The sequence below is a fragment of the Bacillus sp. MMSF_3328 genome (assembly GCF_030733525.1).
GTDB lineage: Bacteria > Bacillota > Bacilli > Bacillales > Cytobacillaceae > Bacillus_AB > Bacillus_AB infantis.
In genome coordinates, this window is sequence record NZ_JASHIV010000030.1 from 38,873 (window position 1) to 48,933 (window position 10,061).

Annotated in this window: 10 protein-coding genes and 1 riboswitch; of the genes, 1 reads left to right on the plus strand and 9 read right to left on the minus strand. The window is 47.3% G+C overall.

What is annotated here, in order from left to right:
- Positions 1–10 precede the first annotated feature (10 nt).
- Positions 11–110, minus strand: a riboswitch (SAM riboswitch).
- 153 nt (positions 111–263) lie between these two features.
- From RBB45_RS24900 to RBB45_RS24940, 9 genes are all read right to left on the minus strand, one after another.
- The gene (locus RBB45_RS24900) at positions 264–1,532 is read right to left on the minus strand and encodes an MFS transporter (RefSeq protein ID WP_094769830.1); all 1,269 of its coding nucleotides are present in this window, start codon (positions 1,530–1,532) and stop codon (positions 264–266) included.
- Positions 1,533–1,757: 225 nt separating this feature from the next.
- On the minus strand, positions 1,758–2,075 hold the full coding sequence (locus RBB45_RS24905; RefSeq protein WP_371931670.1) for a thioredoxin family protein: 318 nt from the start codon (positions 2,073–2,075) through the stop codon (positions 1,758–1,760).
- Positions 2,075–2,431 (minus strand): toprim domain-containing protein, encoded by a 357-nt coding sequence (locus RBB45_RS24910; RefSeq protein WP_022544356.1) that lies wholly within the window; start codon positions 2,429–2,431, stop codon positions 2,075–2,077. The genes RBB45_RS24905 and RBB45_RS24910 overlap by 1 nt, the downstream gene beginning before the upstream one ends.
- Before the next feature lie 224 nt (positions 2,432–2,655).
- Positions 2,656–2,895 carry a YusG family protein gene (locus RBB45_RS24915; protein WP_009791492.1) on the minus strand — a complete coding sequence of 80 codons (240 nt, stop codon included), beginning with the start codon at positions 2,893–2,895 and terminating at the stop codon, positions 2,656–2,658.
- A gap of 144 nt (positions 2,896–3,039) precedes the next feature.
- Positions 3,040–3,426 (minus strand): glycine cleavage system protein GcvH, encoded by a 387-nt coding sequence (gene gcvH / locus RBB45_RS24920; RefSeq protein ID WP_009791493.1) that lies wholly within the window; start codon positions 3,424–3,426, stop codon positions 3,040–3,042.
- A 72-nt stretch (positions 3,427–3,498) separates the two neighbouring features.
- On the minus strand, positions 3,499–3,855 hold the full coding sequence (locus tag RBB45_RS24925) for an arsenate reductase family protein (RefSeq protein ID WP_009791494.1): 357 nt from the start codon (positions 3,853–3,855) through the stop codon (positions 3,499–3,501).
- Positions 3,856–4,063: 208 nt separating this feature from the next.
- The gene (locus RBB45_RS24930) at positions 4,064–5,848 is read right to left on the minus strand and encodes an acyl-CoA dehydrogenase family protein (RefSeq protein ID WP_009791496.1); all 1,785 of its coding nucleotides are present in this window, start codon (positions 5,846–5,848) and stop codon (positions 4,064–4,066) included.
- An 81-nt stretch (positions 5,849–5,929) separates the two neighbouring features.
- The gene (locus RBB45_RS24935; RefSeq protein WP_009791497.1) at positions 5,930–7,105 is read right to left on the minus strand and encodes an acetyl-CoA C-acetyltransferase; all 1,176 of its coding nucleotides are present in this window, start codon (positions 7,103–7,105) and stop codon (positions 5,930–5,932) included.
- 59 nt (positions 7,106–7,164) lie between these two features.
- Complete coding sequence (locus RBB45_RS24940; protein ID WP_187445540.1) at positions 7,165–9,546, minus strand: 3-hydroxyacyl-CoA dehydrogenase/enoyl-CoA hydratase family protein; 2,382 nt, start codon at positions 9,544–9,546, stop codon at positions 7,165–7,167.
- A gap of 297 nt (positions 9,547–9,843) precedes the next feature.
- Here RBB45_RS24940 and RBB45_RS24945 point away from each other — a divergent pair, with 297 nt between their 5' ends.
- Entirely contained in the window at positions 9,844–9,972 is a 129-nt protein-coding gene (locus RBB45_RS24945; protein WP_009791500.1) for a YuzL family protein, read from the plus strand.
- Positions 9,973–10,061: the final 89 nt, after the last annotated feature.

Sequence of the window (10,061 nt, forward strand, 5' to 3'; positions counted from 1 at the left end):
TTTTTCGCTCAACTTATCTGCCAGAGATCATGCTCTGCTGGAATTAGCACCGTTCTATTGCCGGTTGCCGGGTTTCATCGGGCCAGTCCCTCCACCTCTCTTGATAAGAAATATGAAATTTTTAGCGTGCTTGAAGTTAAAATGATAGTATCATAACCAGCAAAAAAGAGTCAACTGATTTTTTAGAAAGTTCAGTTTTATATTTCTATGAATGTTCGACAAATAGAAAGGCTTATGACAATTTCCCGAGAAATATCCGCTTATCATACAATCTTTGCTGTATTTGTTCTTCCAGAAGGCTCTGAAAGCCTTCTGAATACGACAAAAAAGTATGTAGAGCCTATTAAATATAAGACTGCAGTTATGGTGAAGACAATAGAATATCCCCAATAGTCTCCGTATTTGATGACAAGGCCTGTAGAGACAGGGCCCATCACTGCCCAGCCCAGATTGAACACCATCTGATTCACCGAGCTGGCCAGGCCTCTTTTGGAATCATCCACCTTCGACATCATCAAAGACATCTGGATCGGATTTCCCGCATTCATTAAAGCCTGCCTGAATAGAAAGCCAATGGCGGCCAGCCATAAATTCTCTGTGTAAGCAGTCAGCAGAAGGAAAGGCAGGGAGGAAAGCTGCAGGAAAACGACTGCCTTTACCTCCCCGATCCTCCTTACCACCTGGGGACCAATGATCATGGCCGCGGCCGTAGCTGCCTGACCGAGGGAAATAATCAGCCCGATTGCAGAATTCGACGCATGGAAACGGTCTGCAAAATATAGATTCAGGTAAGGTATGACAAGCCCTGCCCCAAATCCGATAAACAGCTGTGCTGCAGCGAACAGGATGATGATCTTGAAACCATCATCCTTCAGAGAAAACCGTGTGCTTCCTTTAGCTCCGCCGATTTGCGGGATTTTATCGCTCCGGTTTTCCTGAAAGCGGAGTATCGGAAATATTCCCGCCAGATAGATGGCTCCTCCCAGCAGTAAAGTAAACCGTATGCTCGCCAGCTCCGAGAAATAAAAAGCAAACAAGTCAGTCAGCAGTCCGCCGCTTAAGTTGCCGATGACATTGGCTCCTGTCATAACAGCGAAATGGATGCTGAACAAATGAACCCGCTGCTCTGGCTTGGAATTCTCTGTCAGCCAGGGAATGGAGGATACCTGAATGAAGGCCGTCCCCAGCCCTGTGCCAAAGGCAAACACGATAAGCAGGCTTTGCATGTCAACCATGCTCCTGGCAAGCAGAATCACACCGGTTGCAGCAGCCCCGAACTGCATAGCCTTCTTCCGGCCGATCCTGTCGCTCATAATGCCTGCGGGGATCAGCACAAGGGCTGTCGCCAATGCAGTCATCGCTATGATCTGGCCATTCACCTGCTCTGAATAGCCAAGCTCCCGTATATAAAAATTATAAATGACCATAAAAATGCCCATTCCGATCTGCGTGAAAATATTGGCTGCAAAAGCCCGGCGTATATTACTGTTATATCCGCGGATCTGTTCAGCCCATTCCTGATAAAAAGCCATTTTATATGCCCCTCGCATTTATTTCGTTTCCCTAAATAATCATAATATCGTTTAGAGAAAAAATCCATCCTTTTCCTTTGAATCTTCTGGTTTTTCTGCTAAATAATCCGGAATATTTTATCCATTGACCATGATAATCCCTGGACACTGGCCGCGGACAGATGCGCAAACAGTAAAAAGCCTGTACCAGCCGGGTGTCCTACCCTCTAGTACAGGCTTTATTATTTACAGCAGATATTCTTTTGTTTTTTCCAGCAGGTATGGAACAGAGTGGAATGCGTATATTTTTTCTGCCAGCTGTCCCTCCCGGAAAAATAGCAGGCAGGGGACACTTTCTACTGACCACTTGCCGGCCAGGTCAGGAAAATAGTTCAAGTTTGCCTTTCTGCATTCAATTCCCGGGAGTACCTCAAGGGTCACTTCCAGCATCCGTCCAGCCATCTGGCATGTTCCGCACATCGGTGTGTAAAGATAGAGCATCCATGTCTCCCTGTCTTTTTCATACCGTTCCAAATCCCCAAGCATCAGTTCTTGCAACCCCATCATCCTCTATCTAAAAACTCAGCATATACGTCTATATTGGCGCCAAGCAGAACCGTTGCAAGATGCTGCTCCGGTGCAGTGGCCACTTCCCGGTACATTTTATCAATATAAAGATGTGCTGCTTCCGGGAATTCCCGTTTGAACTGCTTTCTCAGCTTTTCGCCGGATTCATCTGCATCCACCAGAATATAAACATCACGGTCAAATAATTCGTCAATCAATTCATCCAGGCGGGTTATGCTGATTGTCCCGTTCGTACAAATGATTTCAACAGGCTCCTTAATAATATTCTTAACCTTGCGCTTATCAGAAGTGCCTTCGACAATAATTACCTTTTCTATGTTTTCTGCATGCATATTCATCACCTGACGGGAGTTGATATTTTTACTTTACCTTATTCTATGTTCGGCAAAATGGTGTTGAACTCCTGCCTTGCTTTCGGAAAACGGGCAGGCGGTCACTTGCTGAAAAACGCCATCCCCGCATTCCGCCTGATCAAAATCCGCCCATAAAAGAGCCGGCAGATCCTTATTTACCCTTTTTTCTGCAAAAAAAACAGCGGCAATGCCCGCTGCTTTCTTTAGCACCAGCCGCCTTCATCGCAGTCCGTATAACGGGCTTCCGGCTGCTCTGTTGAAGTAATATGCTGGTAGATTTTCTGTTCATTCTGCTCAAAGTGATGATCAAGGGTAAATGAAGCACCTTCAGGCATCGGCGCTTCCCCGATCATCTCATTTCCAAGATAAAGCTCCAGCTTACCGTCCTTCAGTCTTCCTGTGACCCGATCGGTAATATCGATCTTTTGCTGTTTCAGTGTCATTAGAATCCCACCTTTTTTACTTTCTTACCAATAGAATGCCCTTCTAATGGAAAGAAACTATGGGAAATTAATTACATTGAGTGAAGTAAGAAAATAACGGAAAGAGAAAGCATAAAAAGCGCCTGCAGCAGGCGCTTATCTCTTTTAATCTTCGTTGGTCATCTCTTCATATTGTTCAGCAGTCATCAGCTTGTCCACTTCGCTGCTGTCTGCAGGCTCAACAACAACCATCCAGGCCTTTTCATAAGGAGATTCATTTACAAATTCAGGGCTGTCATTCAGCTCTTCGTTGATTTCAACCACCTTGCCGCTGATTGGAGCATATAATTCAGATACAGTCTTTACAGACTCAACGCTTCCAAAAGGCTCATTTACCGTGATGCTGTCCCCGACTTCAGGAAGCTCAACGAAAACGATGTCCCCGAGCTCTGATTGAGCAAAATCGGTAATGCCGACCCGTACTTTTTCTCCTTCAACTTTTACCCATTCATGTTCTTCTGAGTAACGCAATTCCTTAGGTATGCTGCTCACAATAATCCCTCCAAGATTCTAGTTCTTTACCGGGCTTAAGCCTTCGCTATAAAGGAAATAGCAGATGATGCCTTAAAGCCATGTTTTAGCAAAATCCTCTTCTTTGAAACCGACTGTCGCTTTTTGGCCGTCGAATGCCAAAGGCCGCTTTATCAGCATTCCGTCAGATGCAAGCAAGTCCAGCAGCTCTGTGTCGGACATGGTTTTCACCTTGTCCTTCAAACCTAGCTCCCTGTACTTCTGGCCGCTCGTATTAAAGAATTTTTTAATATCGAGGCCGCTTTTTCTATAAGCATCTTCAAGCTCAGTGCGTGAAGGAGGATTTTCGACAATATGTACTTCATGGTAAGGAACGCCGTTTTCTTCAAGCCATTTTTTGGCCTTGCGGCATGTCCCGCATTTCGGATACCAGTAAAAATTCAGCAGCAAATTCTGCACCATCCAATCGTTTCTATCCAAACTCACAGGCTGATCACCCATTTAATTGCATACTATCATATTTTCGGCAAAATTCATAACCTTGAGTTTTAAAAAATTTCGTCAGATTGAAGTGTCCAAAAACAGCAATTGCCCCTCCGGATAGAGGAGCAATGCGTCTTTGCATTTTCAGTTAAGGATAACTCCTATTTATTTCTGATTACAGTACATAACGCTCAGCGTCGATCAGCTTCTCTGAAGCCTCGCGCTTTTTGGCGATCAGATTGATCGGTGTGTGGCGGGTAAATTTACGGAGAGCGGAAAGCATCATGCGCAGTGCGTCCCCATCCTCTGCAGCAACCAAAGTCTCTTTCGCATCCTGTTCGATCTTATTGAATGCCTCCTGGCAGAAAATCTGTGTGTAGAGAAGCTTTTGCTTGCTCTTTTCAGCGCCGTCCTTGCTGATAGCCTTTTCTGTACGGAGAACCGCTGATTCCATTGCATAGGCATTGGAAACGATGTCTGCAATATTGACCAGGATTTCCTGCTCTTTTTCAATCGCTTTGCCAAACTTCTGTGCTGCAAGCCCTGCTGCAAGCAAGCCGATTTTCTTGGCATTCTTCACCAAATATTTTTCCTGTGCCAAAGGCTCATCTCCAGGCTCCTCAGGCATCAGCATCATCAGCTCTTCCTGGAGCGCCTGAGCTTTCTGGAATAATGGCAGCTCTCCTTTGAAAGCCTTGCGCAGGTAAGTGCCAGGCACAAGAAGGCGGTTGATTTCGTTTGTACCTTCAAAAATCCTGTTGATGCGGGAATCGCGGTAGATCCTTTCAATTTCATATTCAGCCATGAAACCATAGCCGCCATGCAGCTGCACGCCTTCATCGGCAATATAGTCAAGGACTTCTGTGGCAAAAAACTTGTTCAGGGAGCATTCGATTGCGTACTCTGCAATCGAGTTGGCAACTTCCTTGCCGTTCTTTACTTCTTCCTCTGTAAGCCTGCTCATCCGGTCCTCGAACAAACCGACTGTACGGTAGACAGAGCTCTCAGCCGCATACAGCTTTGCAGCCATATTGGCAAGCTTCTCTTTCGTAAGGTTGAATTGGGAAATCGGCGTTTTGAACTGCTGGCGCTGATTTGTATATTGTACAGTAACCTCGTACGCGCGCTTGGAAGCTCCTACTGCTCCTACTCCAAGCTTGTAGCGGCCGATATTCAGGATATTGAAAGCGATGATATGCCCCTTGCCAAGTTCACCCAGCAGATTTTCCTTCGGCACTTGTGCATCTTCCAGGATCAGCGTCCTTGTGGAAGAGCTCTTGATACCCATTTTCTTTTCCTCAGGGCCCGTGGAAACGCCAGGGTACTCCCTCTCAACGATGAAGGCGGAGAAATGCTCTCCGTCCACTTTCGCATAGACGACAAACACATCGGCAAAGCCGGCATTGGTAATCCATTGCTTCTCACCGTTCAGGACATAGTGAGTGCCTTCAGCATTTAATTTTGCAGTTGTTTTTGCCCCGAGTGCATCGGAACCTGAACCCGGCTCAGTGAGTGCATAGGCAGCGATCTTTTCGCCTGTCGCCAAAAGAGGCAGATATTTTTGCTTTTGTTCTTCATCTCCGAACAGCACGATTGGAAGCGACCCGATTCCCACATGGGCACCATGGGTGATTGAGAATCCGCCTGCACGGGACATTTTTTCAGCGATAAGAGCTGAGCTTACCTTATCAAGGCCAAGCCCGCCGTACTCTTCCGGCACATCTGCACCAAGGAGCCCAAGGTCCCCTGCCTGCTTCAGCAGCTTAACAGAGCGGTCGAACTCATGGTTCTCCAGGTGTTCTACCTGCGGGACCACTTCATTTACCACATAATCTTCAGTTGTCTTGGCAATCATTTTCTGCTCATCAGTATAATCCTCCGGTGTAAACACACGGTCATAAGATACATCTTCAATCAGGAAGCTTCCGCCTTTGATTACGTTTTCTGTCTGGTTAGACATCTTTATTCCTCCATTCAATTGAAGGAGCGCTGGCTCCGGTTTTTTATTGAATACCATATTTTTTACTATAATTGCTGTCTTTTAGATAAGCTCGAATACGCCCGCTGCACCCATGCCGCCGCCGATGCACATTGTGACAACCCCGAACTGCTGATTGCGGCGCTTCATTTCGTGCAGAAGCGTTAGCGTCAATTTTGCACCTGTACAGCCAAGCGGGTGACCAAGTGCAATTGCTCCGCCGTTTACATTCACCTTATCCTCATCAAGGCCAAGCTCCCTGATAATCTGGATGGATTGAGATGCAAATGCCTCATTCAGTTCGAACAGGCCGATATCAGACAGCTCCAGGCCGGCAAGCTTCAGTGCTTTAGGAATGGCCACAATCGGCCCGATTCCCATTACTTCTGGAGGCACACCGCCAACGGCAAAGCTTCTGAACTTGGCCATCGGCTTCAGGCTGAGGGAATCTGCTTTCTCGCGGTCCATCACCATGACCGCGGCAGCGCCGTCGCTTGTCTGTGATGAGTTTCCTGCTGTAACTGAACCTGTGACAGAAAAAGCTGGACGGAGCTTGCCGAGCGTATCGACCGTTGAATCAGGGCGCACTCCCTCATCTGTAGTGAATTGAACGTTTTTCTCAACAAGCTTATTGTCCTTTCCGACTGAACGGAAGGTCACATCCACCGGCACAATTTCATCCTGGAACTTGCCTTCCTGGATCGCTTTTGCCGCTCGCTGATGGCTCCGGACCGCGAAAGCATCCTGGTCTTCACGGCTGATGCCGTATTTTTTGGCCACTTCTTCTGCCGTATGCCCCATGCCCATATAATATTCAGGTGCACTTTCCGCGAGCTTTGCATTCGGACGGACCACATGGCCCATCATCGGCACAAGGCTCATTGATTCAGCCCCGCCTGCGATGACAGTGTCCGCACTGCCTACCATGATTTTTTCTGCAGCATAAGCAATGGTCTGCAGGCCGGAAGAACAATAACGGTTTACTGTTACTGCCGGCACTGTATGTGGCAGCCCGGCAAGCGCCCCGATATTGCGGGCCATATTCAGCCCCTGCTCAGCCTCCGGCATGGCACAGCCGATAATCAAGTCATCAATGTTGCCTTCATAGCCTCCGGCACGCCTTAAGGTTTCTTTTACAGCCAGTGCCCCCAAATCATCTGGACGGACATGGGCGAGCGTTCCTTTTTTCGCTTTGCCGACGGGCGTCCTGGCACCAGCAACAATAACTGCTTCTCTCATCGTTCTTTCCCTCTCTTTCTATGGATGTTCGAGATTTAATCTATCAATCTGTTAATATATCAGTTGCGCAATGGCTTTCCTTTTACAAGCATATGCTGCATGCGCTGCTGGGATTTCGGCTGCGCTACCAGGCTGAGGAAAGCTTCTCTTTCCAGATCCAGAAGATACTGTTCATCAACTTCCGTCCCGTATGGCACCTTGCCGCCGGCAATGACATACGCCAGTTTTTGGGCAATTTTTAAATCATGTTCAGAAATAAAGCCGGAATACAGCATCGCCTGTGCTCCAAGGAGAAGCGTCGCATATCCCGTTTCACCGACTACAGGAATCTTCTTCCTTACCGGCGGCGTATAGCCTTGTTCATGGAGAGCAAGTACAGCCTGCTTTGCATCATACAGCTGATGGTCTCCGTTCACGCTGATTCCGTCTGCAGCTCCCAGGAAGTTATTTTCCCTTGCTTCCTCCCCTGAAGTTGATACCTTGGCCATAGCAATGCTTTCAAATACTTTGTTGGCCACTTTTTGCAGGTCAAACTCCACTCCGTTTGGCATGCCTTCAAGATGCTTGATATACAGCTCCTTGTTGCCGCCTCCGCCAGGGATGAGGCCGACCCCGGCTTCCACAAGGCCCATATACGTTTCCATCGAAGCCTGGATGTGTGCTGCCGGCAGGCATATTTCCGCACCTCCGCCAAGTGTCATGGCAAATGGCGCAGCCACTACCGGCTTGGTGCTGTACTTGATTTTCATCATCGCCTGCTGGAAATGACGGACAACCATATCCAGTTCAAAAACATTATCATCCTGCGCCTCCATCAGAATCATGGCCAGATTGGCGCCGACGGAGAAGTTTTTGCCCTGGTTGCCGATGACAAGACCCTTGTAGTTCTTTTCAACCTCATCAACCGCAAAATTGATCATCTGGATGATATCGAGTCCGATCGCATTGCTTTGTGAATGGAATTCAAGAAGGGCAACCCCGTCTCCAAGGTCCAACAGGCTCGCGCCTGTATTTTTCTTGATGACTCCCTTTTGTTTTTTAAGCTTCTTTAAATTAATATTCTTTGGATTTTCTTCTTCCGGCACATACTCGCCGTTTTTATAGAAAGAAATATCCCCGTTTTCTTCTTTATAGAAGGATGTATGCCCATTTGAGAGCATTTCCTTGATCCAGGCAGGGACTTCCTTGCCTTCTGCCTCCATTTTTCCGACTGATTTCTCGAGTCCGATAGCATCCCAAGTTTCAAATGGGCCCATTTGCCAGCCGAAGCCCCATTTCATGGCTTTATCGATGCTTGTAACATCATCTGCAATTTCGCCAAGCAGCTCGGCAGAGTACAGAAGCGCCGGGCTGAGGATGCTCCAGAGAAGCTGTCCGGCTTTGTCATCCGCATATACAAGCGCTTTCAATTTATTGGCCAGCCCTTTTTCCTGTTTGCTCATTTCAACCGAAGCAGCTTTCAGCTTTTGGCGCGGCCCGTACTCAAGTGTGTCCGGATTGAGTTCAAGAATTTCTTTTCCTTCCTTCTTAAAGAACCCTTGCCCGGATTTGCTGCCAAGCCATCCATTCTCAAGCATCTGCTTCATGAATGCCGGCACTTCAAAGGCCTCTTTTTCCTTGCCGTCCACCTGTTCATATACGTTGTTCGCCACATGGATGAACGTATCAAGCCCAACCACATCCAGAGTCCGGAATGTAGCGCTTTTCGGCCTGCCGATCAGGGGACCTGTCACAGAGTCTACCTCTCCTACACTATAGCCGCCCTTGAGCATTTCCTGGACTGTGATCAGAAGGCCGTATGTCCCGATGCGGTTTCCGATGAAATTCGGTGTATCCTTTGCTTCAACCACGCCTTTGCCCAGTACATCTTCACCAAACTTCTTCATAAAAGAAAGGACTTCAGGTGCTGTCGTTTTTGCAGGAATTACTTCCAGCAGTTTTAGATAGCGCGGCGGATTGAAGAAGTGGGTGCCGATAAAGTGCTTCTGGAAATCATCAGATCTTCCTTCAGCCATGCTGTTGACGGATATTCCGGAAGTGTTGGAGCTGACAATGCTGCCAGGCTTCCTGAACTGGTCAACTTTCGCAAATACCTGCTTTTTTATATCCAGATTTTCGACGACTACTTCGATAATCCAGTCGACATCTTTTAAACGTTCCATATCATCTTCAAAATTGCCGGCTTCAAGCAGCGCAAGGCTTTTTTTGGATGTGAGCGGAGCCGGCTTCTGCTTAAGAAGCTTTTGCAGCGCTCCTTGGCTGATCCTGTTTCTGACAGCTTTATCCTCCAAAGTCAGGCCTTTCTTCTGCTCTGCCTCATTTAATTCACGAGGCACGATATCCAGCAGCAATGTCGGGATGCCAATGTTCGCCAAGTGTGCAGCAATGCCCGAACCCATTACGCCGGAACCTAATACTGCTGCCTTCTTAATTTGTTGGATCAATTTTGTTTCCCCCTTTGACACTTTTGAATGAACACTCATTCATTTTCCTGATAAAAAAAATGGCAGAGAATGAGTTCTGTTAGTTAATACTATAAGATATTTCTGAAATTTTCGCAATATTTAGCAGTGAAATTTATTAAAATTTACAATCTCTGGCTTATAGTGAATTATCTCTGAATGGACAACCTAGTATGGAAGCTCACCCAATAAGGATCGGCGCTGATATCTGGCAAATGCCGTTCTTCGGGCGGGCATTCCCCGATAGCCGAGATTGGCAGGCAGGAGGTGAACAGGATGAAGCATAAGAAAAACCCTTCAAAAGCAGGCGTGAGCGCCGCCAGCGTAAAAGGTGACGCAGGCCCGACAGTTGAACGTGACGGCGGAGGAAAAAGAAACAGCCAGAACAATCAGTATAAGAAGTAAGAATTGCTGCAGGGGAGCGGGAGGCCGCTCTCTTTTTTTATGATTTATGGGGGTGGCGAGGTGGATGAGATGGAAATTAAAGGGGAGAT